Genomic DNA, 25,949 nt, shown 5'->3' on the forward strand with positions numbered 1-25,949 from the left:
TCAGTTGTGCTTCGGTGCGAAACGGGTGATCAGATCCTGTTCGAGCTGGCGCAGGCGCGGCGCATCCTGTTCGCGCTGGCGCTTGCCCTCGGCGATGATCTTGGTGACGTCGTCGAACGCGCCGAACAGTTGCTGCTGCGCGTATTCGAACGTGTCGGTGGAAATCACCGGACGCTGCGACAGCTTCGCGACTTCCTGCGCGTTCTGGCGGTTGAGGTCCGCCTGCGCGCGGATCGCCTCGTCGGCGGCATCGTAGGTGGCGTTCGCCAGTTCGGCCGCGCGCTTGGTGCTCAGTTGTTCGAGGTAGAGCGCGAAGGCGTTGGTCCAGGCCGGGATCAGCACCGTCTTGATGGTGGCGAACTTGGAGGTGAGCGAGCGCTTCTGGTCCTGCTCCATGCGGATCTGCGGCGCGAGCTGCTTCGACATCAGCATCGCGCGATCGAGATCGTCGAGCTTCACTTCGAGCGCGTCGACCTTGCGCTTCACGTCGAGCAGGCGCTGCGCGCCGAACGCGTCCTCGGCGGCCTGTTGCTGGCCGGCCGCGAGATGCGCGCGCAGCGCTTCGAGCGCCGCCGCGCCGTGCGCCCTGGCCTGCGCAAGCTCCTGATGCAGCGCGTAGTTGTCGTTGTACATGTGCTCGAGGCCATCGATGCCGGCCTTCTGCTGCTGCGCGTGGCGTTCGAGCTCGGACGTCAGCGTATCCATGCGCTTGCTGACCGATTCATATTGCGCGAACAGCTTTTCCTTCGTCGAACGAAACAGATGCGAGACCTTCGACAGCAGGCCGCCCTTGTCCATGCTGCGCGGGTCGAGGCCCTTCGCGGTGGAGATCAGTTCGTTGAGCTTGTCGCCGAATTGATCGGCGTCGGAGGCGCGCACGCTGGCGAGGATCTGCTGCGAGAAGCCGGCGATGCGCGTGCCTTGCGCGGCGCCGAGCTGATCGATTTCCTCGATCGACATCAGGCGGTCGAGATCGACGAGCGGTGTGGCCGGCTGCGCGGGCGCGATGGCCTGGGCCGGCGCAGGTGTGATCGCAGTGGCTGGAGACGGCGACGGGGAAAGGCTCGGGCTGACCGTGGTGGACGGCTTGTCTTCGAACAGCGGCTTCATTTTCTGGTTCCCCGTTTCCCGTGTCGTGCTTCATGGCTGCCCGATTTCGGCAGCATGCCTCGTGCGAATAATCGAATTCCGCGACGCCCGCTCGCGCTCTCTCGCGGCGGTGGAATGCGGACGATAAAGGCCTGAAAGGCTGCCGTCAAGGCCAGGCTTTCGGTTTTCCAATCGATTTGGAGGCGGATTGTCGGGGAGAAGGGTGAAGGGGGCGTGACGGTGGGTGGGGTGGGGCGCGGCGGCTGGTCGGGAGGCGCGCGATTGCGGATGCTTGTCTCGATAATGAGGCGGGATTCGATACCGGTGGTGCTCGCTATTCCGTCATTCGTTATTCGCCATTGAAAATGCCGAATAAAAAAGCGGCCTCCATTGCTGGAGGCCGCTTTCTACTTCTGAACTGGTGCCGGCTGCAGGACTCGAACCCGCCACCTGATGATTACAAATCAACTGCTCTACCAGATGAGCTAAGCCGGCGTAGCCGCGGATTCTACCTCATTTCACGATCTTGAGGCGGGGTCGATTGCTCTTTCCCGCAGCCCCGCCTTCATCGTCCGGCGACGACGCAGGCACGTCCGCGCCTTCCGACGGCTCGTCCGAATCGCGCACCACTTCGGCGATCACCGGCGCGGTGGCGGCCGGCACCGCTTCGTCGGCGTCGTCCTCCACCGTCGTCTCGCCCGGCTCGTCGGCCGTCAAGTCCACCTGGAACGCCATGCCCTGCCCGTTCTCGCGCGCATAGATCGCCAGCACGTTGGCAACCGGCACTTCGAGCTTGTGCGCCTTGCCCGAGAATCGGGCGGTGAATTCGATCCATTCGTTGCCCATCTGCAGCGCGGTGGTCGCCTCGAAGCTGATGTTCAACACGATCTCGCCGTCGCGCACATACTGCCGCGGCACGCGCGTGGAATTGTCGACGCGCACCGCGATGTGCGGCGTGTAACCGTTGTCCGTGCACCATTCGTACAGCGCGCGCAGCAGATACGGCTTCGTGGAAGTCTCTTGCATCACAGTCCTCGTACAAGGCATGCGCGCGGCGGCACTGCCGGGCGCATGCCGATGGCCGCTGGCCGTTTAACGACGCATCACCTTTTCCGACGGCGTCAGCGCTTCGATATAGGCCGGGCGGCTGAAAATACGCTCGGCGTACTTCATCAGCGGCGCAGCGTTCTTCGACAGCTCGATGCCGTAGTGATCCAGGCGCCACAGCAGCGGCGCGATCGCGACGTCGAGCATCGAGAATTCCTCGCCCAGCATGTACTTGTTCTTGACGAAGATCGGCGCGAGTTGCGTCAGGCGATCGCGGATCGCGAGGCGTGCCTTCTCGTGGTTCTTCTCGGCGGCCTTGCCCTTCTCGTTTTCGAGCGTGCTGACGTGAACGAACAGCTCCTTCTCGAAATTCAGCAGGAACAGGCGCGCACGCGCACGCTGCACCGGGTCGGCCGGCATCAGTTGCGGGTGCGGGAAGCGCTCGTCGATGTACTCGTTGATGATGTTCGACTCGTACAGGATCAGGTCGCGTTCGACCAGAATCGGCACCTGACCGTACGGATTCATCACGGCGATATCTTCGGGCTTGTTGAACAAGTCCACATCGCGAATCTCGAAGTCCATGCCCTTTTCAAACAGCACCAGCCGGCAGCGCTGGGAGAAAGGACACGTCGTGCCCGAATACAGAACCATCATGATTAACGTTTCCTAATAAAAGCCGAGGGCCGGCACGCAGACAAACCTGCCAGCAGGTTTGCCCTTGCACCGGCCCCACGCCGGTCTTGGCGTGTTTACTTGATATCTTTCCAATACGCGGCGTTAAGCCGCCACGCGAAAAAGGTCAGGATGCCCAGGAACAGCAACACCCAGACGCCGATGCGTTTGCGCGTTTGCTGTTCGGGTTCGGCCATCCATCCCAGGTACGCGACGAGGTCGGCCACGGCAGCATCATAATCCACCGGCGAGAGCGTTCCTTGCGTGACCTGCGTATAACCGACGAGCTTGCGAACCTTCTCGCCACTCTCCATGTCGGTCGTTTCCTCGTATTTCGGCGTGCGCTGACCCTGCAACTGCCAGAGCACGTGAGGCATGCTGACGTTCTCGAACACCGCATTGTTCCAGCCGGTCGGCCGCGTGTCGTCGCGGTAAAAGCTGCGCAAGTACGTATAGAGCCAGTCGCGGCCCCGAGCCCGCGCCTCGACCGAGAGATCGGGCGGGGTTACGCCGAACCAGCGTTTGGCGTCGTCGGGGCGCATCGCGACGCCCATCGTATTGCCGACCTTGTCCGTCGTGAACAGGAGATTCGCCTCGATCTCCTTCTGGGAAATGCCCAGATCCGTCAGACGGTTGTAGCGCATCAGGTTCGCGCTATGGCAATTCAGGCAGTAGTTTACAAACAATTGCGCGCCATGTTGCAGGGCAACGAGATTTTCCGCGTTATCGGGCGCCCGGTCGAGCGGAATATTGGCCTCGTCGGCCCGCGCCGCCGCACCGCCCAGCACCAGCCATGCGGCGCCGATCAGCAGCAAGGCCTTCCACATCATTCTGATCATGGTGTTCTCCTCGCTCGCATTAATGGGGCCGGAAAGTGATGCGCTCGGGTGGACGTTTGAACGTGCCGAGCGGGGTCCAGAGCGGCATGCCGAGGAAGAATGCGAAGTAGATCAGCGCGCAGCCCTGCGCGATCAGCGTGCGCGCAGGCGACGGCGGCTGCGTGCCGAGGAACGCGAGCGTCAGGAACGCCAGCACGAAGATGCCGAGGAACACCTTGTGGAACGTCGGCCGGTAGCGGATCGACTTGACCGGGCTGCGGTCGAGCCAGGGCAGGAAGAACAGCGACACCACCGCCGCGCCCATCACCACCACGCCCCAGAACTTCGATTCGGTCAGCCCCATGAACACCACCACGGCGGCGGCCAGCACCGGCAGCCCGAGCCGCCATTTGCCGCGCGCGCGCCACAGCGCGGTTACGCCTAGCAGCGCGATCACCACCATCAGCACGATCTTGAACGGGTCGGTAGTGGCGCGCAGCATCGCGTAGAACGCCGTGAAGTACCACACCGGGGCGATCTCGGGCGGCGTCTGCAGCGGGTTGGCCGGCACGAAGTTGTTGGCTTCGAGGAAGTAGCCGCCCATCTCCGGCGCGAAGAACACGATCAGCGCGAAGATCATCAGGAACACGCACACGCCGAAGAAATCGTGCACCGAGTAATAGGGATGGAACGGGATGCCGTCGAGCGGGATACCGCGTTCGTCCTTGTGCTCCTTGATTTCGACGCCGTCGGGGTTGTTCGAGCCGACCTCGTGCAGCGCCACCAGGTGCGCGACCACCAGTCCGACCAGCACCAGCGGGATCGCGATCACGTGGAACGCGAAGAAGCGGTTCAGCGTGACGTCGGACACCACGTAATCGCCGCGAATCCACAGCGACAGATCGGGGCCGATGAACGGGATGGCCGAGAACAGGTTGACGATCACCTGCGCGCCCCAGAACGACATCTGCCCCCACGGCAGCAGGTAGCCGAAGAACGCCTCGGCCATCAGGCACAGGAAGATCGCGCAGCCGAAGATCCACACCAGCTCGCGCGGCTTGCGGTACGAGCCGTACAGCAGCCCGCGGAACATATGCAGATACACCACCACGAAGAACATCGACGCGCCGGTCGAATGCAGGTAGCGGATCAGCCAGCCCCACGGCACCTCGCGCATGATGTACTCGACCGAGGCGAACGCGAGCGTCGCATCGGGCTTGTAGTTCATCGTCAGGAAGATGCCGGTGACGATCTGGTTGACGAGCACCAGCAACGCGAGCGAGCCGAAGAAATACCAGAAGTTGAAGTTCTTCGGCGCGTAGTACTCGGTCACATGCTTGCGCAGCGTCGAGGTGAACGGGAAGCGCGCGTCGATCCAGCCGATGAGCCCTGTCGTGGAGACATTCTTGTTGTCGGTCGCCATCACGCTTCTCCTTTCTCGTCCTTGCCGATCAAGACCGTGTTGGCCGAGGTGAACATGTAAGGCGGAATATCGAGGTTCTGCGGCGCGGGCTTGTTCTTGAAGACGCGCCCGGCAAGATCGTAGGTCGAGCCGTGACAGGGGCAGAGGAAACCGCCCGGCCAGTCGTCGGGCAGGTTCGGTTGCGGGCCGGGGTTGAAGCGCGAGGTGGGCGTGCAGCCGAGGTGGGTGCACACGGCCATCACGACGAGGATGTTCTTGCGGTCGGCGCGCGAGCGGTATTCGTTCTCGCAGTACTCGGGCATCGGCATCGAGTACGTGGCCCGGCTTTGCGGGTCGGCCAGCTCGGGGTCGGCCTTCTTGACGTCGGCCAGCATCGCATCGGTGCGGTTCAGGATCCAGACCGGCTTGCCGCGCCACGCCACGGTGACGAGATCGCCCGGTTTGAGGCCGGAGATGTCGACCTCGACCGGCGCACCGGCGGCCTTGGCCTTGGTGGATGGCGCCAGCGAAGCCGCGAACGGGATGACCGTGGCGACACCCCCCACTCCGCTCGCCACGGAGGTCGCAATCAGCCAGGTACGGCGGCCGCTGTCGACGCGTTTCTCTTCTTTATCTCGCATCTCACGCCCCACTTCTGAGTTGGATTCACCGTCATGACTTCGCATATCGCCGATAGTGTGCGCGTTCGGCCTCGGCATTTTCAAGGCCTGAAACCCGATATTGCGCAGAAGTCATTGATCGGCAAGGGTTTTCACCCATCGCCGAACGGTGTTTTTCAATCAGTTATTAAGCGGATGCTTCATAAATGGAAACGGTGCGTCGCCGCAATTCGGCGGCCTCAGACCGGGTTCGGCACGTCGATGAACGTGTGTTCGAGGCCGAAGTGTTCCGCCAGATGGCGGCCGAGCGCCTGGATGCCGTAGCGCTCGGTGGCATGATGCCCCGCCGCAACGAAGGCCACGCCGCTTTCGGCGGCCGCGTGCGTGACGAATTCGGAGGCTTCGCCGGTCAGGAACACGTCGGCGCCGGCATCGATGGCCGCGTCGAAATAGCTCTGCGCGCCGCCGGTGCACCAGGCCACCCGGCGCAGCCGCTGATCCATGTCGCCGAGCACGAGCGGCGCGCGGCCGAGCGTCTGCTCGACCTTGGCCGCGAAGTGTTCGAGCGAAACGTCCATCGGCAGCGTGGCCAGCCAGCCGAGGTCGTGATCGCCGAAGCGCGTATCGGCGATCAGGCCGAGGCGCTCGCCGAGCTGCGCGTTGTTGCCGAGTTCGGGATGCGCGTCGAGCGGCAGATGAAACGCGAACAGGTTCAGGTCGTTGGCGAGCAGCAGTTTCAGGCGCTGGTACTTGCGGCCGGTGATCTGCGGCGCTTCGTTGCGCCAGAAATAGCCGTGGTGCACGAGCACGGCATCGGCACCCCATTCGAGCGCGCGTTCGAGCAGGGCCACCGAGGCAGTCACGCCGGTGGCGATCCGTTCGATGCGGCGCCGCCCCTCGACCTGCAGGCCGTTCGGGCAGTAGTCCTTGAACCGCGTAATGTCCAGGGTATTGTTCAAGTACAATTCGAGTTCGATCCGGTCCATATATTTCCCCTAATCTCTTCAAATGCTTAGACGCTTCTGGCTGTTCTTCGCTCAGGCTGTGACGGTTCTGCTCGCGCTGATGTTCATCGTCGCGACCCTCAAGCCTCAGTGGTTGCAGCGCCAGGGGCAACTCGGCAAGCAGCTCGCCGCGCCGATCGTGGCCCTGCGCGAAGTCGCGCCCGGCGTGGGCGGCGCGCCCGCGCAAGCCTCGTATGCCGATGCGGCGCAAAAGGCGATGCCGGCCGTGGTCAACGTGTTTTCGAGCAAGGATGGTTCGCTGCCGCCCGACCCGCGCGCGAAAGACCCGCTGTTCCGGTATTTCTTCGGCGATCGCAACCCGCGCCACCAACGGGAAGAACCGGCATCGAACCTGGGCTCCGGCGTTATCGTGAGCCCGGAAGGTTACATTCTAACTAACCAGCACGTCGTCGAAGGCGCCGATCAGATCGAAGTGGCGCTGGCCGACGGCCGCACCTCGACGGCCAAGGTCATCGGCAACGATCCCGAAACCGATCTCGCCGTCCTCAAGATCAACCTGACCAACCTGCCGACCATCACGCTCGGCCGCTCGGACAAGGCGCGCGTCGGCGACGTGGTGCTCGCGATCGGCAACCCGTTCGGGGTAGGCCAAACCGTCACGATGGGGATCATCAGCGCGCTGGGGCGCAATCACCTCGGCATCAACACGTTCGAGAACTTCATTCAGACCGACGCCCCGATCAACCCGGGCAATTCGGGCGGCGCGCTGGTCGACGTGAGCGGCAACCTGCTCGGCATCAACACCGCCATCTACTCGCGCTCGGGCGGCTCGCTCGGCATCGGCTTCGCGATTCCGGTCTCCACGGCGCGCACGGTGCTCGAAAGCATCATCACCAGCGGCGCGGTCACGCGCGGCTGGATCGGCGTCGAGCCGCAGGATCTCACGCCCGAGATCGCCGATTCGTTCGGCCTCGCGCAAAAGTCGGGCGCGATCGTGGCCGGCGTGCTGCAGGGCGGCCCGGCCGACAAGGCCGGCATCAAGCCCGGCGACATCCTGACCACCGTCAACGACGAGCCGATCACCGACACCACCAAGCTGCTCAACACGGTCGCGCAGATCAAGCCGGGCACGCCGACCAAGGTGAGCGTGGTGCGCAAGACGCGCAGCTTCGATCTGACGGTGGTGATCGGCAAGCGTCCACCACCGCCGAAACAGGCCTCGGACGATCAGAACAACGAGGAAGAGGAATAAAAAAGGCAGCCCGCGAGGCTGCCTTTTTTACGCACCCGGCCAGGCCGGGCTGCCCTGTCAACCCGCCGCTTCCGATCCTTCGTCCTTCACGACGCGCTTGTCGCCGATGAAGATGCGCGCCGCGATCAGGCCGACTTCGTAGAGCACGATCAGCGGCAGCGCCAGCATCAACTGCGAGAACACGTCCGGCGGCGTCACCACCGCCGACACGACGAACGCGCCGACGATCACGTAAGGCCGGATTTCCTTGAGCTTCTTGATCGACAGCACGCCCATGCGCACCAGCAGCACCACCACCACCGGCACCTCGAACGTCACGCCGAACGCGAGGAACATGCCGAGCACGAAGCTCACGTAGTTGTCGATGTCGGTGGTCATTTCCGCGCCGAGCGGCGCGTTGTAGTGCGCCATCACGCGGAAGATGGTGGGAAACACCACGAAGTACGCGAACGCCATGCCGCACAGGAACAGGAAATAGCTGCTGCCGACGAGCGGCATGACGAGCCGTTTCTCGTGCTGGTACAGCCCCGGCGCCACGAAGGCCCAGATCTGGTACAGCACCACCGGCAGCGCGATCACCAGCGCGACGAGCATCGTGACCTTCATCGGCACGAAGAACGAGCCGGTCACGTCGGTGACGATCATCTTGCCGTCGGCCGGCAGGTTCTGCATCAGCGGCCGCGCGAGCAGCCGGAAGATGTCCGGGGCCCAATACACCAGCCCGACGAACACCACGAACACGGCGGCGCCCGCCCGGACCAGGCGGGTGCGCAATTCGACGAGATGGGAAATGAAGGTTTCTTCCCGGGCTTCTTCCGGGTTGTGCAGGGGGTCGCTCACACCGGCCCTCGGTTCGAGTGATGGGCGCGCTTCATCGTGCTGAATCAGAAGAAACGCGTGGGACGGCGCAGGCTGTCGGGCTGATGACGCGCGACGCGCGCGGCGCCCGACTGCACGTGGGTGCGGCGCGTGGTGGCGCGCTTGTACCAGGCGGGCGTCGCCGTCTGCTTGACGCGCCAGTTGCGGCGCTTCGGCGTGAACGTGGTGCTGACCGAGCTGCCCTGCCAGAACGGCGCGGCGCCGTCCGGCTGGACCGAAACCGGCTCCGACGAGGTGCCGGCATCACCGGAAACCGCCGTGCTCCACGCTTCGTTGAGATCCTGCTCGTGCTGCCGCAGGTTGTCGTGAATGGTGTTTTCGACGTTGCGCGCCGCGCTTTCGAAGTCCGTCTTCATGGTGCGCAGCGCATCGAGTTCGATCTCGCGCGTCACCTCGGCCTTCACTTCGTTGATATAGCGCTGCGCGCGCCCGAACAAGGCGCCTGCCGTGCGCGCGACGCGCGGCAAGCGCTCGGGGCCGAGCACCACCAGCGCGACGACGCCGATCAGCGCCATCTTCGAAATACCGAGATCGAGCATCGTGCCGTTTCGTCAGGTCGTGGCTTACGCCTTGTGCGAATCGGACGAGCGCGATGCTTCCTTCGCGTCGACGTCGACTGAACCGTTGCGCGGCAGCTGCTGGCCGTCGGCCGACGGTTCGCCTTCCTTCATGCCGTCCTTGAAGCCCTTGACCGCACCGCCCAGATCGCCGCCCAGATTGCGCAGCTTCTTGGTGCCAAACACCATCACGACGATCAGCAAAACGATCAGCCAGTGCCAAATACTCAATCCGCCCATGATGCAACTCTCCTCAACCTCGCCGCCAATGGCGGCGTCAACTGCCGGCGGCGCCGGCCTCTTTCCCGAAGCGCGGCGGCACACGATGCGCCGCCACTCCGATCTGCTGATGCGTTCCGTCGACTCTTGTTGTGTTACCGCGATGCTGCCTTCTGCTGCTTTTTACTGCCTTCACTGCGTGACGGCCCGCTTCGAGCCGGCCCGCTTCCAGGAACCCGGCCCGGCGAACCGGCGCGCATGCCGATGATAGACCGCCAGACCGCTCACCGGCCCGAGAATGAATCCGGTCCGGAACCCGGTTTCGCCACCAGGGCTCAGAACCACGCCTTCGGATCGAGCGGTTTCTCGTCGTACAGGTACAGCCAGCCCTTGATGATACGGTACAGGCACCAGATTCCCGCCGCACCAAGAATGAAAAAGCCGACCACCACGAACACCAGCAGGAACCCGATCGCCGCCAGGATCAACGCGCGCCAGAACGTGCGGATCTGCCACTCGAAGTGCGCCTGGTAATGCGTGCCGACCACATCCTCGCGCTTCACGTAGTTGATGATGATCGCCACCAGCGCCGTGAAGCCGCCCGTGAAACCCTGCAGCGCATACAGAGCGTACAGCACATGCGTCAGGGTCTTCAGCGAACGCTCGCGTTCTCCGGCGGACCGGCCACCCGGAAAATTCACCGGCGCCGGCACGCCGCCCGGCTGGACTGATGGTTCGGTCATGATGCTACCCCTCTCAGATGACATGACTGATGCATGCGGCAAGCCCGTTCAGCCGCCGTCGTTTTCCTCGCGTTCGCGGCGCTTGCGCAGCGCCTTTTCCTCGAGGCCGGACAACCCTTCGCGACGCTCCAGCTCGGCCAGCACGTCGGCCGGGCTCAGGTCGAAATGCGACAGCGCCACCAGGCAGTGGAACCAGAGATCGGCCACTTCGCCAACCAGCGCGGTGGGTGCGCCACCTTGACGCACGTCCTTGGCGGCCAGCACCACTTCGGTCGCTTCCTCGCCGATCTTCTTGAGCACCGCATCATCGCCCTTGTGGAACAGACGCGACACATAGGATTGCTCGGGATCGCCGCCCTTGCGGCTGTCGATCACGGCCGCGAGGCGCAGCAGCGTGTCGTTGGTGGTTTGCGTCATTTGTAGATGTGCTCGGGATCTTTCAGCACCGGCTCGACGGCGACCCAGTCGCCGGCCTCCGCCGTGCCTTCGAATTTCTGGAAGAAGCAGGAATGACGGCCGGTGTGGCAGGCGATGCCCGACACCTGGTCGATCTTCAGCAGCACGACGTCCTCGTCGCAATCGAGGCGCACTTCGTGCACGTGCTGCACGTGCCCCGATTCCTCGCCCTTGAACCACAGACGCTTGCGCGAGCGCGAGTAATACACGGCGCGGCCGGTTTCGACCGTCTTCGCGAGCGCTTCGCGGTTCATCCACGCGAACATCATCACGTCGTTGCTGCCCACTTCCTGGGCGATCACCGGCACCAGGCCGTTGTCGTCCCAGCGCACCTTGTCGAGCCAGGCGGGCAGCGCCGCCGCTTGGGGTTTCGTCGTCATGACAGTCTCACCGGAATGCCGCGATCGGCCATGAAGCGCTTGGCTTCGCCGACCGTGTGTTCGCCGTAATGGAAGATGCTCGCCGCGAGCACCGCGTCGGCATGGCCTTCGACGATGCCGTCGGCCAGATGCTGGAGGCCGCCCACGCCGCCCGAAGCGATCACCGGCACCGGCACGGCGTCGGACACGCCGCGCGTGAGCGCCAGGTCGAAACCGGACTTGGTGCCGTCGCGATCCATGCTGGTCAGCAGGATCTCGCCCGCGCCGAGTTCGGCCATCTTGCGCGCCCATTCGATCGCGTCGAGGCCGGTGGCCTTGCGCCCGCCGTGCGTGAACACTTCCCAGCGCGGCGTTTCGCCGTCGGCCGACACGCGCTTGGCGTCGATCGCGACCACGATGCACTGCGAGCCGTACTTGTTCGCCGCGTCGGCCACGAGCTGCGGATTGGCCACGGCCGACGAGTTCATGCTGACCTTGTCCGCGCCGGCGTTCAGCAGGCGCCGCACGTCCTCGACGGCGCGCACGCCGCCGCCGACCGTCAGCGGAATGAACACCTGCGAGGCCACCGCTTCGATGATCGGCAGGATCAGGTCGCGCTGGTCGGAGGTGGCCGTGATGTCGAGGAACGTCAGTTCGTCCGCGCCTTGATCGTCGTAGCGCCGCGCGATTTCGACGGGGTCGCCCGCGTCGCGCAGTTCGACGAAATTGACGCCCTTCACGACGCGCCCGGCGGTGACGTCGAGACAGGGGATGATGCGTTTAGCTAGAGCCATGATGGTGCACGATTGCCGCTGGTAAGGCCGCCCGCGCAGGCGGGCGGCTCGGGCGAGGACGCAGCGCGGCGGCCGGCGGCACGCCGCCCGCGCTCGCGAGTCAGGCGTCGTCGAGTTCGCCGTTCAGTTCGTCGGCACGCTTTTGCGCCACCGAGAAATCGAGATCGCCGGAGTAGATCGCGCGGCCGCAGATCACGCCTTCGATGCCCTCGCTCTCCACGTCGCAAAGCTGCTCGATGTCGTTCAGGTTCGACAGGCCGCCGCTGGCGATCACCGGAATGCCGACCGCTTGCGCGAGCTTCACGGTGGCTTCGATGTTGATGCCCTGGAGCATGCCGTCGCGGCCGATGTCGGTGTAGATGATCGATTCGACGCCGTAATCCTCGAATTTCTGCGCGAGGTCGATCACTTCATGGCCGGTCAGCTTGCTCCAGCCATCGGTGGCGACCTTGCCGTCCTTCGCGTCGAGACCGACGATGATGCTGCCGGCGAACGCGGTGCAGGCATCCTGCAGGAAGCCCGGGTCCTTCACGGCGGCGGTGCCGATGATCACGTAGGACAGGCCCGCGTCGAGGTACTTCTCGATCGTCTCGAGGCTGCGGATGCCGCCGCCGAGCTGCACGGGGATCTCGTCGCCGACTTCGGCGAGGATCGCCTCGATCGCCTCGAGGTTCTTCGGCTTGCCCGCGAAGGCACCGTTCAGGTCAACCAGATGCAGACGCCTCGCCCCGAGATCCACCCATTTGCGGGCCATCGCCGCAGGGTCCTCGGAGAAAATCGTCGCCTGGTCCATATCGCCCTGTTTGAGGCGCACACACTGACCGTCTTTAAGATCGATGGCCGGAATCAGCAGCATAGCTATCGGGAGTCGTCTGAAAAAATGGAGGGTTGGCGCGCCGTAACCGGGCCGGGTGAGCCGGGCCGGACGGCGACGCTTGCTAGTTTAGTACAAGTCTTTCAGGGTTTTGACGCCAACGCCCCGCGCGACAGGCATTCGAGGCCCCGCCGGCGTGGCTTCGGCGCGACGTTCACGGTTTCCAGTGGACGAAATTGCGATACAGGCGCAGGCCCACCTCGGCGCTCTTCTCCGGGTGAAATTGGGTCGCGAAGATATTGTCGCGCGCCACCGCCGACACGAACGGCTCGCCGTAGGGTGTTTCGCCGGCCGCATGCGCGCGGTCGGCCGGCACCACGTAGTAGCTGTGCACGAAGTAGAAGAACGCCTCGTCGGGCACGCCGCTCCAGAGCGGATGCGCGAGCGTCTGGCGCACGCGGTTCCAGCCCATCTGCGGGACCTTGTAGCGCGAGCCGTCGTCCTGCAGCTGGCCGGCCAGATCGAAGCGCAGCACCTTGCCCGGCAGCAGGCCGAGGCCCGGCGTGTCGCCCTCGGCGCTCCAGTCGAACAGCATCTGCTCGCCCACGCACACGCCGAGCAGCGGCTTGCTGCGCGAGGCCTCGATCACGGCCTCCTGCAGGCCCGATTCACCGAGGCAGCGCATGCAGTCGGGCATCGCGCCCTGGCCCGGCAGCACCACCCGGTCGGCCGCGCGGATCTGCTCGGGGCGATCGACGATCGCCACCTCGGCCAGCGGCTCCGCCTTCATCAGCGCCTGGGCCACCGAACGCAGGTTGCCCATCCCATAATCCACAATCGCAATCGAAGTTTTCATTTCAGTGCAGGCAGTAACGCCTTCAGTCCGTCGACGATGAATTCCACCGCCAGCGCCGACAGCATCAATCCCATCAGCCGCGTCGCAATATTAATGCCGGTGCGGCCGATCCAGTTCGCGATCGGCTCGGCGAGCCGCATCGCGACGAAACAGAGGCCCGCGATCACCGCGCCGATCGCGATCAGCCAGAGCCGCTCGTACCAGTGCGCGGCGTTGGCCGAATAGATGATCACCGTGCTGATCGAGCCGGGGCCGGTCAGCAGCGGAATCGCGAGCGGCACCACGGCGATGCTGTTCTTCGATTCCGCCTCGTCGCGCTCCTCGGGCGTGGAGCGGGCGTTGCCCATCTGCGCGTTCAGCATGTTGATCGCCATCAGCAGCATGATGATGCCGCCGCCCACTTCGAGCGAGCCGACCGAAATCCCGAAGAAGTGGATGATCTGCTGCCCGAGCAGCGTGGTCACCACGATCACGCAGAACACCGAAACCGCCGCCACGCGCACCGTCCGGCGCCGTTCGTCGTCGCTTTGCGACGCCGTCAGGCTCAGGAAGAACGGCACCGCGCCGAGCGGGTTGATCAGCGCGAGCAGCGAGATGAACGATTTGAGCAGATCCATGTGCGGGTCGTGCGGGACGTGCAGCCTCGTCGGCGGCGTGCCGGCACGCGGGGCGGCCCTGCTTCAGCCGCGCCGCCGCGCACCGGGCGGGTTCTCGATCAGAGGCTGCCCTTGGTCGACGGAATCTGGCCGGCCGCGCGCGCATCGAGCTCGGTCGCCATCCGCAACGCGCGACCGAACGCCTTGAACACGGTCTCGAGCTGATGGTGCGCGTTGATGCCGCGCAGATTGTCGATATGGAGCGTGACGCCGGCGTGGTTCACGAAGCCGCGGAAGAATTCGATCGACAGATCGACATCGAACGTGCCGATCCGTGCGCGCGTGAACGGCACGTGGAATTCGAGGCCCGGACGGCCCGAGAAATCGATCACGACGCGCGACAGCGCCTCGTCGAGCGGCACGTAAGCATGGCCGTAGCGGCGGATGCCCTTCTTGTCGCCGACGGCCTTGGCGATCGCCTGGCCGAGCGTGATGCCGACGTCTTCCACCGTGTGGTGGTCGTCGATATGCGTGTCGCCGTGCGCTTCGATGTCGAGATCGATGAGACCATGGCGCGCGATCTGGTCGAGCATATGGTCGAGGAACGGCACGCCGGTCGCCAGCTTCTGCTGGCCGGTGCCGTCGAGATTGATCGACGCACGGATCTGCGTTTCGCTCGTATTGCGAACGACTTCCGCCACACGCATGGTGATTCCTTGAAATGGCTGGGTAAAGGGGGCTGGAAGGTACCGGCGGCGGGCGGTCCGCTCAGCACAGCACCTGTTGCAACGCCGCGAGCAGCGCGCGGTTCTCGTCAGGAGAACCAACCGTCAGCCGTACGCAATTGGCGAGCAACGGATGCATTTTACTCACGTTTTTAATCAAGACCCGCTCGGTCAGCAGCGTATCGAACACGGCGGCGGCGTCCGGCACCCGCACCAGCACGAAATTGCCGGCGCTCGGGAACACGGTCGTGCCGGGCAGCGCGGCCACCGCCGCCATCAATTGCTCGCGGGCGGCGCGCAATTCGGCGGCCTGCGCGTCGAGCACATCGAGGTGATCGAGCAGGTAATCGACGGCCGCCTGGGTCAGCACGTTGACGTTGTACGGCGGGCGGACCTTGTCGAATTCCGCCAGCCAGCGCGGCGCGCCGGCCAGATAGCCGAGCCGGACACCCGCCAGGCCCAGCTTCGACAGCGTGCGCATGACCACCACGTTGTCGAACTCCGGTACCCGCGCGAGCCAACTGCGGCCGGCGAACGGCTGGTAGGCCTCGTCGATCACGACCAGGCTGCCGGTGGCGGCGGCGACGATCCGCTCGATGTCCGCGTCGGCGAACAGCGTACCGGTAGGGTTGTTCGGGAACGCGAGGTGGATCAGCGCGGGACGGTGCGCGGCGATCGCCGCGAGCATCGCCTCGATATCGAGGGACATATCCTCGCGCAGCGGCACGCCGACGAAATCGAGCCCGGCGAAACGCGCGTACTGCTCGACCATCACGAAACCCGGCACCGGCATCAGCACCGAAGCGCCCGGCTTGGCGCAGGCCACGCAGAGGATGTTGATCAATTCGTCGGAGCCGTTGCCGAGCATCAGTTCGCAACCGGCCGGCACGGCCATCGCGGCGCGCAGCTTGTCGAGCAGCGCAGCCGGCCGCGGGGCCGGATAGCGGTTCAGCGCGACCTGCGCCAGATGCGCGCCGAGCCCGGCCGCCAGCGGCGCCGGCAACGTGTACGGGTTCTCCATCGCGTCGAGCTTCACGAAGCCGGTGGCGTCCGGCACCGGATAGCTCGTCATCGCGAGCACGTCGGGGCGAATGATGTCTTGTGGCGTCGTCATGATGTGCGCGGCGTGCAGCGCGCCGCCCTGTCTGCCTGGGGCCGCGCGGGAATCGGCGCGCGTTCCGGGGGGTTGCGGATCTTTTGGTGATTGCGGTTGTTGCCGATCGGACGGGCCGGGCGAATCGCTCACCGGCCTCGGCCCGTCGGCGCCGGCGCATCGAACACGGCGAGCGCCGCGCCGCCGGCCCGGCCGGCGCGACTGCGCAACGGTGTCAGTGGTTGCCGTGGTTGCGCATCCGGTATTCGGCGGCGCGGGCGTGGGCCTGCAGGCCTTCGCCGTAGGCGAGTTCCGAGGCGATCTCGCCGAGCGTCTGCGCACCGTCGGCGCTGACTTCGATCAGGCTCGAACGCTTGATGAAATCGTAGACGCCGAGCGGCGACGAGAAGCGCGCCGTGCGCGAGGTGGGCAGCACGTGGTTCGGGCCGGCGCAGTAATCGCCGAGGCTTTCGCTGGTGTAGCGGCCCAGGAAGATCGCGCCGGCGTGGCGGATATGCTTGCCCCACTGCTGCGGTTCGAGCGCCGAAATCTCCAGGTGCTCGGGTGCGATATCGTTGGCGATACGGCAGGCCTCCGCCATGTCGCGCACCTTGACCAGCGCGCCGCGGCCTTCCAGCGAGGCGCGAATCACGGCCTCGCGCGGCATGGTCGGCAGCAGTTCGACGATCGCCTTCTCGACGCGCTCGATGAAGGCGGCATCGGGGCACAACAGGATCGACTGCGCGAGTTCATCGTGCTCGGCCTGCGAGAACAGGTCCATCGCGACCCAGTGCGGATCGGTGGTGCCGTCGCAGATCACGAGGATTTCGGACGGGCCGGCGATCATGTCGATGCCGACCGTGCCGAACACGCGGCGCTTGGCCGACGCCACGTAGGCGTTGCCGGGGCCGCAGATCTTGTCGACGGCCGGCACCGTGGCGGTGCCGTAGGCCATCGCGGCCACGGCCTGCGCGCCGCCGATCGTAAACACGCGATCGACGCCGCCGAGATACGCCGCGGCCAGCACCAGGTCGTTGACGACGCCGTCCGGGGTGGGCACCACCATCACGATTTCACCCACGCCGGCCACCCGCGCCGGAATCGCGTTCATCAGCACCGACGACGGATAGGCGGCCTTGCCGCCCGGCACGTAGAGGCCGACGCGGTCGAGCGGCAGGACCTTCTGGCCGAGCACCGTGCCATCGGATTCGGTGTATTGCCAGCTATGGCTGCCGCACTCGATCTTCTGCTTCTCGTGATAGCCGCGCACGCGGGCGGCGGCCGCCTCGAGCGCCGCGCGGCGCTTCGGCTCCAGCCCTTCGAGCGCCGCTTCCAGCATGTCTTGGCGCAGCTCGAGCGCGGCCACGCTGGTGGCGTTCAGGCGATCGAAGCGGTTCGTGTAATCGAGCACCGCGGCGTCGCCGCGCGCCTTCACGTCGGCCAGGATGCCGGCGACCGAGCGTTCGATCGCCTCGTCCTCGCCCGCCTCGAAGGCGAGCACCGCGCGCAGGTCGGCGTGGAAGCCGTCGTTGCTGGAATCGAGCTTGCGAATCTTGATGGACATGATGCTTTCCGTTCGAGTAATGCGCCGGGGGCCTGAACGCGTCAGGCCGCGACCTGCTTCGACGCGCGTTCGAACGCGTCGAGAATCGGCTTCAGCGCGGCGCGCTTCAGTTTGAGCGCGGCCTGATTCACCACGAGGCGCGACGAAATCGGCATGATTTCCTCGACCTCGACCAGATTGTTGGCTCGCAGCGTGCCGCCCGAGCTGACCAGGTCGACGATCGCGTCGGCCAGGCCGACCAGCGGCGCCAGCTCCATCGAGCCGTACAGCTTGATCAGGTCGACGTGCACGCCCTTCGCGGCGAAATGCTCGCGCGCCACCTGGGTGTACTTGGTCGCCACGCGCAGCCGCGCGCCCTGGCGCACCGCGTTGACGTAGTCGAAGCCGGCCTGCACCGCCACCGACATGCGGCAGCGCGCGATGTTCAGGTCGATCGGCTGGTAGAGCCCGCCGCCGCCGTGCTCGATCAGCACGTCCTTGCCCGCCACGCCGAAATCGGCCGCGCCGTATTCGACATAGGTGGGCACGTCGGTGGCGCGCACGATGATCACGCGCACGTTCGGATCGTTGGTCGGCAGAATCAGCTTGCGCGACGATTCCGGATCCTCGGTCACTTCGATGCCCGCGGCCGCCAGCAGCGGCACGGTTTCCTCGAAGATGCGCCCTTTCGACAGCGCGAGGGTCAGCGGTGCGTTCATGCGGGACTCCCGGTGAGGCGGCGCACGTCGGCGCCCACTGCATTCAGCTTGGTTTCCATCCGATCATAGCCGCGATCGAGGTGGTAAATGCGGTCGATCACGGTCTCGCCGTCGGCGCACAGGCCGGCGATCACGAGGCTCGCGGAGGCGCGCAGGTCGGTGGCCATCACGTTCGCGCCGGACAGGCGCGGCACGCCGGTCACGAGCGCGGTGTTGCCGTCCACCACGATGTCCGCGCCGAGCCGGTTCAGCTCCTGCACGTGCATGAAACGGTTCTCGAAGATGGTTTCGACCACGTGTGCGGTGCCCGAGGCGACCGCGTTCAGCGTCATGAACTGCGCCTGCATGTCGGTCGGGAACGCCGGGTATTCCGAGGTGCGGATGGCGACCGCGCCGGGGCGGCGGTCCATCGTCACGCGCAGCGTGTCGGCGCGCTCGTCGAGCACGGCGCCAGTGTCGCGCAACTTGCCGAGCACCGCGTCGAGCAGGTGCGCGCGCATGCCGCGCAGCGTGACATCGCCGCCGGCCGCCGCCACCGCGCACAGGAACGTGCCGGCCTCGATGCGGTCGGGCACCACGGCGTGGCTCGCGCCATGCAGCCGCTCGACACCCTGGATCGTCAGGCAATCGGTGCCGATGCCGTCGATCTTCGCGCCCATCGCCACCAGCAGGTTCGCGAGGTCGGTCACTTCGGGCTCGCGCGCGGCGTTCTCGATGACGGTTTCGCCGTCGGCCAGCGCCGCGGCCATCAGCAGGTTCTCGGTGCCCGTCACGGTGATCATGTCGGTGACGATGCGCGCGCCCTTCAGGCGCGTCGCGCGGGCCTCGATGTAGCCGTGCTCGATGGTGATCTCGGCGCCCATCGCCTGCAGGCCCTTGATGTGCTGGTCCACCGGCCGCGCACCGATCGCGCAGCCGCCCGGCAGCGACACCTTGGCGTAGCCGAAGCGCGCCACCAGCGGGCCGAGCACCAGGATCGAGGCACGCATGGTCTTGACCAGCTCGTACGGCGCGACCGGCTCGGTCACGTCGGCGGCGTCGAGCACCACGCGCGCGCCGTCCACCTCGCTCTTCACGCCCATGCCGGCCAGCAGCGCGAGCATGGTGCGCACGTCCTGCAGATCCGGCACGTTCTCGAGCGCGAGCGGCTCGGCGCTGAGCAGGCTTGCACAAAGGATCGGCAGCGCGGCGTTCTTCGCCCCCGACACCTGGATTTCGCCGACCAGCCGCCGGCCGCCGGTCATCACGAGCTGTTCGCCGTGCGCCTGCCCGATCCGGGCAACGGCCGGGCTCGCGGTCGCGACGTGTCTGACCGCGTCGCGTTCGTTTACTGAAACTTGCACGAAGTTCGTCCGTTCTTTATGCGTTCTGCCATTCGGCGGGCGTCAGCGTCTTCATGCTGAGCGCGTGGATTTCCTGCTTCATGCGGTCGCCGAGCGCCGCATAGACGAGCTGATGGCGCTGGATCAGCCGCTTGCCGTCGAATTCGGCCGACACGATGGTCGCGAAGAAATGCTGGCCGTCGCCTTCGACTTCCAGATGCGAGCAGACGAGACCACCCGCGATGTATTGCTTGACCTGTTCGGGAGTCGGCAACATGAGAAAAGCTCCAGTCGATATCAGTGGCGCAGCTTGTAGCCGGAGGCGAGGAGCCGCATCGCGATCAACGCGAGCAGCACGAAGAAGCCGGCCACAATCGCGAGGCTTTCGAACGGGTTGATGTCGGCGATGCCGAAGAACCCGTAGCGGAAGCCGTCGATCATGTAGAAAAACGGATTGAGACGCGAAATCTCGCGCCACAGGGGCGGCAGCGAATGCGTCGAATAGAACACGCCCGACAGGAACGTGAGCGGCATGATCAGGAAGTTCTGGAACGCGGCCAGTTGATCGAACTTCTCGGCGACGATGCCGGCGATCAGGCCGAGCGTGCCGAGAATGGCCGAGCCGAACAGCGCGAACAGCACGATGAACAGCGGCGAGGCGAAGCCGATGGGGATGAACCACACGGTCACCACGAACACCCCGAGGCCCACCGCCAGCCCGCGCACCACGGCCGCCAGCACGTAGGCGCCGAAGATATCGGCGTAGGACAGCGGCGGCAGCAGCATGAACACCAGGTTGCCGGTGATCTTCGACTGGATCAGCGACGACGAGCTGTTGGCGAACGCGTTCTGCAACACGCTCATCATCACCAGGCCCGGCACCAGGAAGCTCACGTACTCGACGCCCGGATACACGTTGACGCGGCCCGACAGCGCATGGCCGAAGATCGTCAGATACAGCAGCGCCGTGACGACCGGCGCGAGCACGGTCTGGAACGACACCTTCCAGAACCGCAGCATTTCCTTGTAGAACAGCGTGCGAAACCCGCTCATGCCAACCCCTCGACCACATCGGCTCCGTTCATCACCTGGACGAACACGTCCTCGAGGTCGGCCTTGCGCACCTCGATCTCCTCGAACCCGCAGCCCGCCGCGCGGCAGGCCGACAGAATGCGTTCGACCTCGTCGTAGTTGTTGAGCCGCAGCAGATGCTCGCGCGCGCCGGACGGCGCCGGCTCGCTCGCGAGCGTACGCAACTCGGCCGGCAGCTCGCCCTGCGACAGCCGCAAGTAGAGCTGCAGGCCGGCGAAGCGGCGCAGCAGGGCATCGGTGCGTTCGAGCGCCACCACCTCGCCGCGGCGCAGCATGGCGATGCGGTCGCACAGCGATTCGGCTTCCTCGAGGTAATGGGTGGTCAGCACGATCGTGTGACCTTCGCGGTTCAGGCGCGAGATGAACTTCCAGAGCGTCTGGCGCAGTTCGACGTCGACCCCGGCGGTCGGCTCGTCGAGCACGATCACCGGCGGCCGGTGCACCAGCGCCTGCGCGACCAGCACGCGGCGCTTCATGCCGCCCGACAGCGCGCGCATGTTGGTGTCGGCCTTCTCGGTGAGATCGAGATTGGCCATGATCTCGTCGATCCAGTCGTCGTTGCGGCGCAGGCCGAAATAGCCGGACTGGATGCGCAGCGTTTCGCGCACGGAGAAGAACGGATCGAACACCAGCTCCTGCGGCACCACGCCGAGCGCGCGGCGCGCCCCGCGGAAATCGGTGACGACATCGTGGCCGCGCACCGAGATGCTGCCTTCGTCGGCGCGGGCAAGCCCGGCCAGGATGCTGATGAGCGTGGTCTTGCCTGCGCCGTTCGGACCGAGCAGGCCGAAGAATTCGCCCTCCTCGACGGACAGGCTGACGCCCTTGAGCGCCTGAAGCGACTGATAGCGCTTCTTGACGTTACGGATTTCTATGGCTGACATGACTGAGCGCGACGAACGAGCGCCGCGATGCCTGATTCTGGTCGTAAAACGGATGGGGAAAAACGGGGGCCGATTGGATGCCCCGCAAAACGGTTGATTATAGGGCAAACCGGCAGGGCGGTCCGGGGCGGCGAACCCGCAGCGGACCGGCGCCACCGCGCGCATCGCTGCGGCGGGGCGTGGCTCGGGCGAGCGTCAATGTCGCCCGGTCAGGAGGGTGTCGATGCCGTAGGCGTGCGCGAGGCTGGCGAGCTTCGGCGGCAAATTGAGGATGTCGAGATTCGCCCCGCGCGCCTGCACGGCGCGCTGCCAGGCGAGCAGCACCGCCAGCGCGGCCGAGTCGAACTGCGCGAGGGCCGCGCAGTCGACCACGGTGGCGCCCGAGGCGATCCGGCCGAGCCCGTCGTCGAGCGCGGCCTTCGCGCTCGCGTGGGTCAGCGTGGCGCCGGTGGCGAACTGGCTCACGATGCCTTGCCGTTGGCCAGTTGCTGGTTGCGTTGCGTCAGGAACTGGATCAGCCCGTCCACGCCGCTTTGCTGGATCTTCTCGTTGAACTGCTGCTGGTACGTCTGGATCAGCCAGGCGCCGAGCACGTTCAGGTCATAGACACGCCAGCCTTGCTGCGACTTGTACAGACGGTAATCGATCTGCGCCGGCTGGCCGTTGGTCTGCGCCAGCGTGCGGACCACCACGTCGGTGGCGCCCGGATCGGCGCGGAACGGCAGGTATTGGATCTGCTGATCGGCCTTCAACTGCGCGATCGCGCCCGAATAGGTGCGGATCAGCAGCATCTTGAACTGATCGATGACCTGGGCCTGCTGATCCGGCGTGGCGGCGCGCCAGCTGCGCCCCATCACGAGCTGCGTGGTGCGGCGGAAATCCGTGTACGGCAGGATGTCGCGATTGACGATATCGGTGATCTTGCCGATGTCACCAGGCTTGATCGATTGCGTGCGAACCTCGTTGAGCACTTGCTCGGTCGCGGTCTTGATGAGCGCCTGCGGGTTCGACTGGTCGACCTCGGCATGGGCCGCGCTGCCGAACGCGAGGAAGGCGGCGGCGACGGGGATCAGAAAAAACTTTTTCATGAGCGTGTCCTGCGAAGTGAACGGTGCGTCATTTTGCACCGGCAACGGGCTGCACGTTGCATCCGTCGCCGTCACAAACGTTTCTGGCTGTAACGAACCGGGGCCGGATCAGTGAAGACGCAGGCTCGGCCAACGGAAGCCGTTCGGCGACGGCGGCACCACGTTCTGCGCCGGCACGTGGGTGGCGCTGGCCGGATTCGGCTGCTCCGCCGTGGCGTCCGAGGCATTCGACGCAGGTGCGGCGGCAGCCGCCGAAGCGCCCGAGGCCGGCGTCGCGCCGTCGTCCGGTACGTCGTACTTCGGCAGCGCATCGCCGTAGTCGGGCACGGCTGCCGCCGCCCGGCCGCCGGGGCCGCCCGAGGCGGAGATCAGCGACTGGCGGCGTTGCAGGTAGGCGTTGCGCACGAACGAATACTTGTCGATCGCGGCCGCGTCGAGCACATCGCCCGCGCCGAGCAGGTTGGCGCGCGTGTTCAGCAGGTTCACGCCGAACAGGCCCCAGCTCAGCGAATCGGGGTTCACGTAGGTGAGCGGATTGCCGACGTAGTCGACGGCCAAGCCCGCCGTATCGCGCACCGTGCTCGGTCCGAGGAGCGGCAGCACGACGTACGGGCCGGCCGGCACGCCGTAGTGGCCGAGCGTGATGCCGAAGTCGCTCGAGTGCTTGGGCAGCTTCGCGACGGTCGCCACGTCGAACAGGCCGCCGACACCGAACACCGTGTTGATCACCACGCGCATGATGTCGCCCACGCCGTCGGCGATGCGCAGCTGCGCGAGGTTGTTGGCGGCGATATACACGTCGCCGATGTTCGAGAAGAAATTCGTCACGCTGTCGCGGACCGGCCCCGGCACCACCCACTGGTAGCCCTTCGCGGCGGGCTTCAGCGCATAGGTGTCGATCGTGTCGTTGAACTTGTACATCGTGCGGTTGAAGCCTTCCATCGGATCGCCCTTGGTGGGCGTCTGGACGGTGGCGCAACCGCTCATCGCGGCGAAGACCGCGGCGGCCAATGCCGCGTTCCTGAGGCGCATGGTCTGCATGGTTAAGTTCCCTCTTCTCTTTTGTCTTGTTTCGTCGTGGGGAGGATGGCGCCGCCTACTGCGCGCTCGCCCCCGAGGCCGCGGCCGCCGCCGGCGGCTTCGCACCGCCCGCATCCGCCGCCTTGCTGTATAAAAATTGTCCGATCAGGTTTTCCAGCACGATCGCGGATTGCGTCATCGTGATCGTATCGCCTGCTTTCAGCATTTCCGTGTCGCCGCCCGGCTCGAGCCCGATGTACTGCTCGCCGAGCAGGCCGGAGGTCAAAATTTTCGCGGACGAATCCTTCGGGAATTCGTACTGCTTGTCCACGTCGATCGTGACGACGGCCTGATAGGTATTGGTGTCGAAGCCGATCGCGCTGACCCGGCCGACCACCACGCCCGCGCTCTTGACCGCGGCGCGCGGCTTGAGGCCGCCGATATTGTCGAACTTCATCTTGACCGGGTAGGTTTGCTGGAACGACAGCGAACTCATGTTGCCGACCTTCAGCGCAAGGAACAGCAGGGCCAGGAAGCCCACCACCACGAACAGGCCGACCCAGAAGTCGAGAGCAGTCTTTTTCATCGTCATCTCTGAAATGGCCGACTCAGCTGAACATCAGCGCAGTCAGCAGGAAATCGAGGCCGAGTACCGCGAGCGACGCGTACACGACGGTTCGGGTGGTCGCGCGCGACACGCCTTCCGGCGTCGGCTTCGCTTCGTAACCCTGGTAGAGCGCCGTGAAGGTGACGGCGAAGCCGAACACCACGCTCTTGAGCACGCCGTTGCCGACGTCGGACCAGACGTCCACGCCACCCTGCATCTGCGACCAGAACGCGCCCGGATCGACGCCGATCAGGATCACGCCCACCACGTAGCCGCCGAGCACGCCGACCGCGCAAAAAATCGCCGACAGCAGCGGCATCGCGATGATGCCGGCCCACAGGCGCGGCGCGATCACCGTCTTGATCGGATCGATCGCCATCATTTCGAGCGCGGTGAGCTGCTCGCCGGCCTTCATCAAGCCGATTTCGGCCGTCAGCGAGGTGCCGGCGCGGCCCGCGAACAGCAGCGCGGTGACCACCGGCCCGAGCTCGCGCACCAGCGAAAGCGCCACCAGCAGGCCGAGCGACTGCTCCGCGCCGTAACGGTTCAGCGTGTAGTAGCCCTGCAGGCCCAGCACGAAGCCGACGAACAGGCCCGACACGGCAATGATCACGAACGAATAATTGCCGAGGAAGTGGATCTGTTTCGTGACGAGCCGCGGCCGGCGCAGCAGGGCGAAGAATTCGAACACGAGGCGCACGAACAGCCGGGAGGCATAGCCCGTGCGTTCGAAACCGCCGATCACGTAACGACCGATCGCGCTGATCATCGGCGCCCTCCGCCAAGGCCGAAATCCGCGTCGAGCGGCGGACTCGTGTAGTGAAACCGGAACGGGCCGTCGGGCACGCCGTCGATGAACTGGCGCACGCTCGGCTCGGTCGAGGCGCGCAACTGGTCGGGCGTGCCTTCGGCCAGCACGCCGCCGTTGCCGAGGAAGTAGACGTAATCGGCGATCGCGAACGATTCCGGCACGTCGTGCGTGACCAGGATCGAGGTCGCGCCGAGCGCCTCGTTCAGCGTGCGGATCAGGTTCGCGGTGATGCCGAGCGAGATCGGATCGAGGCCGGCGAACGGCTCGTCGTACATGATCAGTTGCGGATCGAGCGCAATTGCGCGGGCCAGCGCGATGCGGCGCGCCATGCCGCCCGATACCTCGGACGGCATCAGGTCGCGCGCGCCGCGCAGGCCCACCGCGTTGAGCTTCATCAACACCAGATCGCGGATCAGCGGCTCGGGCAGGTCGGTATGTTCGCGCAGCGCGAACGCGACATTGTCGAATACCGACATGTCGGTAAACAGCGCGCCGAACTGGAACAGCATGCCCATCTTGCGGCGCAGCGCGTAAAGGCCGTCACGCGATTGCGCGCCGAGATCGGCGCCATCGAACAGCACCTGGCCGCGCCGCGCGCGCACCAGGCCGCCGATCAGCCGCAGCACGGTCGTCTTGCCGCACCCGGACCCGCCCATCACCGCGACCACTTGGCCGCGCCCGAAGCGCAGGTTCAGATTCGACAGCACGAGCCGATCGCCGTAGCCGAAATCGACATCGCGAAGTTCCAGCAGGGACTCGGAAGGGGAGCTCACGGAGCTGTCAATCCTGTTACACAGAACGCCGAATTATAGGGCCTGCCTTGGATTGATGCCTGCAAGGTGTGCAGCGCGGCAATTTCCGCATCTGGGTAATCGTTACTCGATGTAACGGCGCGGCGCTCGGC

33 protein-coding genes and 1 tRNA gene are annotated in these 25,949 nt (G+C 65.6%); 2 read left to right on the forward strand and 32 right to left on the reverse strand.

Annotated elements, in window-relative coordinates; all coding sequences use genetic code 11:
* From AB4851_RS33685 to AB4851_RS33720, 8 genes are all read right to left on the reverse strand, one after another.
* Positions 1-1,110: a toxic anion resistance protein gene (locus AB4851_RS33685; protein WP_414450471.1), complete on the reverse strand. Its 1,110-nt coding sequence runs from the start codon at positions 1,108-1,110 to the stop codon at positions 1-3.
* Between the two features lie 398 nt (positions 1,111-1,508).
* Positions 1,509-1,584 (reverse strand) — tRNA-Thr (locus AB4851_RS33690).
* 18 nt (positions 1,585-1,602) lie between these two features.
* On the reverse strand, positions 1,603-2,115 hold the full coding sequence (locus AB4851_RS33695) for a ClpXP protease specificity-enhancing factor (protein ID WP_414443754.1): 513 nt from the start codon (positions 2,113-2,115) through the stop codon (positions 1,603-1,605).
* A gap of 66 nt (positions 2,116-2,181) precedes the next feature.
* Complete coding sequence (locus AB4851_RS33700; RefSeq protein ID WP_012734444.1) at positions 2,182-2,793, reverse strand: glutathione S-transferase N-terminal domain-containing protein; 612 nt, start codon at positions 2,791-2,793, stop codon at positions 2,182-2,184.
* Between the two features lie 95 nt (positions 2,794-2,888).
* On the reverse strand, positions 2,889-3,638 hold the full coding sequence (locus AB4851_RS33705) for a cytochrome c1 (RefSeq protein ID WP_414445687.1): 750 nt from the start codon (positions 3,636-3,638) through the stop codon (positions 2,889-2,891).
* Positions 3,639-3,669: 31 nt separating this feature from the next.
* Positions 3,670-5,052, reverse strand: a complete 1,383-nt coding sequence (locus AB4851_RS33710; RefSeq protein WP_414450472.1) for a cytochrome b — start codon at positions 5,050-5,052, stop codon at positions 3,670-3,672.
* On the reverse strand, positions 5,052-5,672 hold the full coding sequence (gene petA, locus AB4851_RS33715; RefSeq protein ID WP_414450473.1) for a ubiquinol-cytochrome c reductase iron-sulfur subunit: 621 nt from the start codon (positions 5,670-5,672) through the stop codon (positions 5,052-5,054). Before petA ends, AB4851_RS33710 begins: the two co-directional genes overlap by 1 nt.
* 218 nt (positions 5,673-5,890) lie before the next feature.
* Positions 5,891-6,637 (reverse strand): Nif3-like dinuclear metal center hexameric protein, encoded by a 747-nt coding sequence (locus tag AB4851_RS33720; protein ID WP_414450474.1) that lies wholly within the window; start codon positions 6,635-6,637, stop codon positions 5,891-5,893.
* 22 nt (positions 6,638-6,659) lie between these two features.
* On the opposite strand from AB4851_RS33720, the gene AB4851_RS33725 reads away from it, so the two are divergent.
* Positions 6,660-7,868 (forward strand): Do family serine endopeptidase, encoded by a 1,209-nt coding sequence (locus AB4851_RS33725; protein ID WP_414450475.1) that lies wholly within the window; start codon positions 6,660-6,662, stop codon positions 7,866-7,868.
* A 57-nt stretch (positions 7,869-7,925) separates the two neighbouring features.
* Here the strand turns inward: AB4851_RS33725 and tatC are convergent, their stop codons facing one another.
* From tatC to tatA, 3 genes are read right to left on the reverse strand one after another with little or no spacing between them, the layout of a single operon-like run.
* Positions 7,926-8,708 carry a twin-arginine translocase subunit TatC gene (gene tatC, locus AB4851_RS33730; RefSeq protein WP_414443749.1) on the reverse strand — a complete coding sequence of 261 codons (783 nt, stop codon included), beginning with the start codon at positions 8,706-8,708 and terminating at the stop codon, positions 7,926-7,928.
* Positions 8,709-8,752: 44 nt separating this feature from the next.
* Positions 8,753-9,286 carry a Sec-independent protein translocase protein TatB gene (gene tatB / locus AB4851_RS33735; RefSeq protein WP_414443748.1) on the reverse strand — a complete coding sequence of 178 codons (534 nt, stop codon included), beginning with the start codon at positions 9,284-9,286 and terminating at the stop codon, positions 8,753-8,755.
* Positions 9,287-9,310: 24 nt separating this feature from the next.
* A complete protein-coding gene (gene tatA / locus AB4851_RS33740) occupies positions 9,311-9,544 on the reverse strand; it encodes a Sec-independent protein translocase subunit TatA (protein ID WP_414443747.1) in 234 nt (77 codons plus the stop codon).
* Between tatA and AB4851_RS33745 the strand changes: the two genes are divergently transcribed.
* A complete protein-coding gene (locus AB4851_RS33745) occupies positions 9,543-9,791 on the forward strand; it encodes a hypothetical protein (RefSeq protein WP_414450476.1) in 249 nt (82 codons plus the stop codon). The two genes, tatA and AB4851_RS33745, sit on opposite strands and share 2 nt — an antisense overlap.
* Positions 9,792-9,858: 67 nt before the next feature.
* Here the strand turns inward: AB4851_RS33745 and AB4851_RS33750 are convergent, their stop codons facing one another.
* The 21 genes from AB4851_RS33750 to AB4851_RS33850 all read right to left on the reverse strand — a co-directional run bounded on the left by AB4851_RS33750 (position 9,859) and on the right by AB4851_RS33850 (position 25,818).
* Positions 9,859-10,266 (reverse strand): DUF4870 family protein, encoded by a 408-nt coding sequence (locus AB4851_RS33750; RefSeq protein WP_414443745.1) that lies wholly within the window; start codon positions 10,264-10,266, stop codon positions 9,859-9,861.
* Positions 10,267-10,314: 48 nt separating this feature from the next.
* Positions 10,315-10,683 carry a phosphoribosyl-ATP diphosphatase gene (locus AB4851_RS33755; RefSeq protein ID WP_206126231.1) on the reverse strand — a complete coding sequence of 123 codons (369 nt, stop codon included), beginning with the start codon at positions 10,681-10,683 and terminating at the stop codon, positions 10,315-10,317.
* A complete protein-coding gene (gene hisI, locus AB4851_RS33760) occupies positions 10,680-11,102 on the reverse strand; it encodes a phosphoribosyl-AMP cyclohydrolase (RefSeq protein WP_414450477.1) in 423 nt (140 codons plus the stop codon). The genes AB4851_RS33755 and hisI overlap by 4 nt, the downstream gene beginning before the upstream one ends.
* Complete coding sequence (gene hisF, locus AB4851_RS33765) at positions 11,099-11,875, reverse strand: imidazole glycerol phosphate synthase subunit HisF (protein WP_414443743.1); 777 nt, start codon at positions 11,873-11,875, stop codon at positions 11,099-11,101. The genes hisI and hisF overlap by 4 nt, the downstream gene beginning before the upstream one ends.
* 100 nt (positions 11,876-11,975) lie before the next feature.
* The gene (hisA, locus tag AB4851_RS33770; RefSeq protein ID WP_414443742.1) at positions 11,976-12,731 is read right to left on the reverse strand and encodes a 1-(5-phosphoribosyl)-5-[(5-phosphoribosylamino)methylideneamino]imidazole-4-carboxamide isomerase; all 756 of its coding nucleotides are present in this window, start codon (positions 12,729-12,731) and stop codon (positions 11,976-11,978) included.
* A gap of 172 nt (positions 12,732-12,903) precedes the next feature.
* Positions 12,904-13,545: an imidazole glycerol phosphate synthase subunit HisH gene (gene hisH, locus AB4851_RS33775; protein ID WP_414443741.1), complete on the reverse strand. Its 642-nt coding sequence runs from the start codon at positions 13,543-13,545 to the stop codon at positions 12,904-12,906.
* Entirely contained in the window at positions 13,542-14,162 is a 621-nt protein-coding gene (locus AB4851_RS33780) for a MarC family protein (protein ID WP_414443740.1), read from the reverse strand. The genes hisH and AB4851_RS33780 overlap by 4 nt, the downstream gene beginning before the upstream one ends.
* Positions 14,163-14,260: 98 nt before the next feature.
* The gene (gene hisB, locus AB4851_RS33785) at positions 14,261-14,848 is read right to left on the reverse strand and encodes an imidazoleglycerol-phosphate dehydratase HisB (RefSeq protein WP_414443739.1); all 588 of its coding nucleotides are present in this window, start codon (positions 14,846-14,848) and stop codon (positions 14,261-14,263) included.
* 61 nt (positions 14,849-14,909) lie between these two features.
* A complete protein-coding gene (gene hisC, locus AB4851_RS33790) occupies positions 14,910-15,980 on the reverse strand; it encodes a histidinol-phosphate transaminase (protein WP_414450478.1) in 1,071 nt (356 codons plus the stop codon).
* Positions 15,981-16,194: 214 nt separating this feature from the next.
* Positions 16,195-17,523, reverse strand: coding sequence for a histidinol dehydrogenase (gene hisD / locus AB4851_RS33795; protein WP_414450479.1), 1,329 nt, complete (start codon positions 17,521-17,523; stop codon positions 16,195-16,197).
* Between the two features lie 41 nt (positions 17,524-17,564).
* Entirely contained in the window at positions 17,565-18,221 is a 657-nt protein-coding gene (gene hisG / locus AB4851_RS33800; protein WP_414443736.1) for an ATP phosphoribosyltransferase, read from the reverse strand.
* The gene (gene murA, locus AB4851_RS33805) at positions 18,218-19,564 is read right to left on the reverse strand and encodes a UDP-N-acetylglucosamine 1-carboxyvinyltransferase (protein ID WP_414450480.1); all 1,347 of its coding nucleotides are present in this window, start codon (positions 19,562-19,564) and stop codon (positions 18,218-18,220) included. Before murA ends, hisG begins: the two co-directional genes overlap by 4 nt.
* 16 nt (positions 19,565-19,580) lie before the next feature.
* A complete protein-coding gene (locus AB4851_RS33810) occupies positions 19,581-19,820 on the reverse strand; it encodes a BolA family protein (protein WP_206126242.1) in 240 nt (79 codons plus the stop codon).
* A 20-nt stretch (positions 19,821-19,840) separates the two neighbouring features.
* On the reverse strand, positions 19,841-20,596 hold the full coding sequence (locus AB4851_RS33815; protein WP_414443734.1) for an ABC transporter permease: 756 nt from the start codon (positions 20,594-20,596) through the stop codon (positions 19,841-19,843).
* Positions 20,593-21,519: an ABC transporter ATP-binding protein gene (locus AB4851_RS33820; RefSeq protein ID WP_414450481.1), complete on the reverse strand. Its 927-nt coding sequence runs from the start codon at positions 21,517-21,519 to the stop codon at positions 20,593-20,595. The genes AB4851_RS33815 and AB4851_RS33820 overlap by 4 nt, the downstream gene beginning before the upstream one ends.
* A gap of 195 nt (positions 21,520-21,714) precedes the next feature.
* On the reverse strand, positions 21,715-21,984 hold the full coding sequence (locus tag AB4851_RS33825; protein WP_414443732.1) for a lipid asymmetry maintenance protein MlaB: 270 nt from the start codon (positions 21,982-21,984) through the stop codon (positions 21,715-21,717).
* Positions 21,981-22,607 (reverse strand): phospholipid-binding protein MlaC, encoded by a 627-nt coding sequence (locus tag AB4851_RS33830; RefSeq protein WP_414450482.1) that lies wholly within the window; start codon positions 22,605-22,607, stop codon positions 21,981-21,983. The genes AB4851_RS33825 and AB4851_RS33830 overlap by 4 nt, the downstream gene beginning before the upstream one ends.
* 108 nt (positions 22,608-22,715) lie before the next feature.
* Positions 22,716-23,648: a VacJ family lipoprotein gene (locus AB4851_RS33835; protein WP_414450483.1), complete on the reverse strand. Its 933-nt coding sequence runs from the start codon at positions 23,646-23,648 to the stop codon at positions 22,716-22,718.
* 55 nt (positions 23,649-23,703) lie between these two features.
* The gene (gene mlaD, locus AB4851_RS33840; protein WP_414450484.1) at positions 23,704-24,219 is read right to left on the reverse strand and encodes an outer membrane lipid asymmetry maintenance protein MlaD; all 516 of its coding nucleotides are present in this window, start codon (positions 24,217-24,219) and stop codon (positions 23,704-23,706) included.
* Positions 24,220-24,235: 16 nt separating this feature from the next.
* On the reverse strand, positions 24,236-25,003 hold the full coding sequence (gene mlaE / locus AB4851_RS33845) for a lipid asymmetry maintenance ABC transporter permease subunit MlaE (protein ID WP_414443728.1): 768 nt from the start codon (positions 25,001-25,003) through the stop codon (positions 24,236-24,238).
* A complete protein-coding gene (locus AB4851_RS33850) occupies positions 25,000-25,818 on the reverse strand; it encodes an ABC transporter ATP-binding protein (RefSeq protein ID WP_414443727.1) in 819 nt (272 codons plus the stop codon). The genes mlaE and AB4851_RS33850 overlap by 4 nt, the downstream gene beginning before the upstream one ends.
* Positions 25,819-25,949 lie beyond the last annotated feature (131 nt).

It is taken from the genome of Burkholderia sp. 22PA0099 (genome assembly GCF_047497165.1).
Lineage (GTDB): Bacteria > Pseudomonadota > Gammaproteobacteria > Burkholderiales > Burkholderiaceae > Burkholderia.

What these genes read in the sequence shown, in the direction of transcription:
- AB4851_RS33685 (WP_414450471.1), bottom strand. Translation starts at nt 1,110, where the DNA reads ATGAAGCCGCTGTTCGAAGACAAGCCGTCCACCACGGTCAGCCCGAGC.
- AB4851_RS33695 (WP_414443754.1), bottom strand. Translation starts at nt 2,115, where the DNA reads ATGCAAGAGACTTCCACGAAGCCGTATCTGCTGCGCGCGCTGTACGAA.
- AB4851_RS33700 (WP_012734444.1), bottom strand. Translation starts at nt 2,793, where the DNA reads ATGATGGTTCTGTATTCGGGCACGACGTGTCCTTTCTCCCAGCGCTGC.
- AB4851_RS33705 (WP_414445687.1), bottom strand. Translation starts at nt 3,638, where the DNA reads ATGTGGAAGGCCTTGCTGCTGATCGGCGCCGCATGGCTGGTGCTGGGC.
- AB4851_RS33710 (WP_414450472.1), bottom strand. Translation starts at nt 5,052, where the DNA reads ATGGCGACCGACAACAAGAATGTCTCCACGACAGGGCTCATCGGCTGG.
- petA (WP_414450473.1), bottom strand. Translation starts at nt 5,672, where the DNA reads ATGCGAGATAAAGAAGAGAAACGCGTCGACAGCGGCCGCCGTACCTGG.
- AB4851_RS33720 (WP_414450474.1), bottom strand. Translation starts at nt 6,637, where the DNA reads ATGGACCGGATCGAACTCGAATTGTACTTGAACAATACCCTGGACATT.
- AB4851_RS33725 (WP_414450475.1), top strand. Translation starts at nt 6,660, where the DNA reads ATGCTTAGACGCTTCTGGCTGTTCTTCGCTCAGGCTGTGACGGTTCTG.
- tatB (WP_414443748.1), bottom strand. Translation starts at nt 9,286, where the DNA reads ATGCTCGATCTCGGTATTTCGAAGATGGCGCTGATCGGCGTCGTCGCG.
- AB4851_RS33745 (WP_414450476.1), top strand. Translation starts at nt 9,543, where the DNA reads ATGATGCAACTCTCCTCAACCTCGCCGCCAATGGCGGCGTCAACTGCC.
- tatA (WP_414443747.1), bottom strand. Translation starts at nt 9,544, where the DNA reads ATGGGCGGATTGAGTATTTGGCACTGGCTGATCGTTTTGCTGATCGTC.
- AB4851_RS33750 (WP_414443745.1), bottom strand. Translation starts at nt 10,266, where the DNA reads ATGACCGAACCATCAGTCCAGCCGGGCGGCGTGCCGGCGCCGGTGAAT.
- AB4851_RS33755 (WP_206126231.1), bottom strand. Translation starts at nt 10,683, where the DNA reads ATGACGCAAACCACCAACGACACGCTGCTGCGCCTCGCGGCCGTGATC.
- hisI (WP_414450477.1), bottom strand. Translation starts at nt 11,102, where the DNA reads ATGACGACGAAACCCCAAGCGGCGGCGCTGCCCGCCTGGCTCGACAAG.
- hisF (WP_414443743.1), bottom strand. Translation starts at nt 11,875, where the DNA reads ATGGCTCTAGCTAAACGCATCATCCCCTGTCTCGACGTCACCGCCGGG.
- hisA (WP_414443742.1), bottom strand. Translation starts at nt 12,731, where the DNA reads ATGCTGCTGATTCCGGCCATCGATCTTAAAGACGGTCAGTGTGTGCGC.
- hisH (WP_414443741.1), bottom strand. Translation starts at nt 13,545, where the DNA reads ATGAAAACTTCGATTGCGATTGTGGATTATGGGATGGGCAACCTGCGT.
- AB4851_RS33780 (WP_414443740.1), bottom strand. Translation starts at nt 14,162, where the DNA reads ATGGATCTGCTCAAATCGTTCATCTCGCTGCTCGCGCTGATCAACCCG.
- hisB (WP_414443739.1), bottom strand. Translation starts at nt 14,848, where the DNA reads ATGCGTGTGGCGGAAGTCGTTCGCAATACGAGCGAAACGCAGATCCGT.
- hisC (WP_414450478.1), bottom strand. Translation starts at nt 15,980, where the DNA reads ATGACGACGCCACAAGACATCATTCGCCCCGACGTGCTCGCGATGACG.
- hisD (WP_414450479.1), bottom strand. Translation starts at nt 17,523, where the DNA reads ATGTCCATCAAGATTCGCAAGCTCGATTCCAGCAACGACGGCTTCCAC.
- hisG (WP_414443736.1), bottom strand. Translation starts at nt 18,221, where the DNA reads ATGAACGCACCGCTGACCCTCGCGCTGTCGAAAGGGCGCATCTTCGAG.
- AB4851_RS33810 (WP_206126242.1), bottom strand. Translation starts at nt 19,820, where the DNA reads ATGTTGCCGACTCCCGAACAGGTCAAGCAATACATCGCGGGTGGTCTC.
- AB4851_RS33815 (WP_414443734.1), bottom strand. Translation starts at nt 20,596, where the DNA reads ATGAGCGGGTTTCGCACGCTGTTCTACAAGGAAATGCTGCGGTTCTGG.
- AB4851_RS33820 (WP_414450481.1), bottom strand. Translation starts at nt 21,519, where the DNA reads ATGTCAGCCATAGAAATCCGTAACGTCAAGAAGCGCTATCAGTCGCTT.
- AB4851_RS33830 (WP_414450482.1), bottom strand. Translation starts at nt 22,607, where the DNA reads ATGAAAAAGTTTTTTCTGATCCCCGTCGCCGCCGCCTTCCTCGCGTTC.
- AB4851_RS33835 (WP_414450483.1), bottom strand. Translation starts at nt 23,648, where the DNA reads ATGCAGACCATGCGCCTCAGGAACGCGGCATTGGCCGCCGCGGTCTTC.
- mlaD (WP_414450484.1), bottom strand. Translation starts at nt 24,219, where the DNA reads ATGACGATGAAAAAGACTGCTCTCGACTTCTGGGTCGGCCTGTTCGTG.
- mlaE (WP_414443728.1), bottom strand. Translation starts at nt 25,003, where the DNA reads ATGATCAGCGCGATCGGTCGTTACGTGATCGGCGGTTTCGAACGCACG.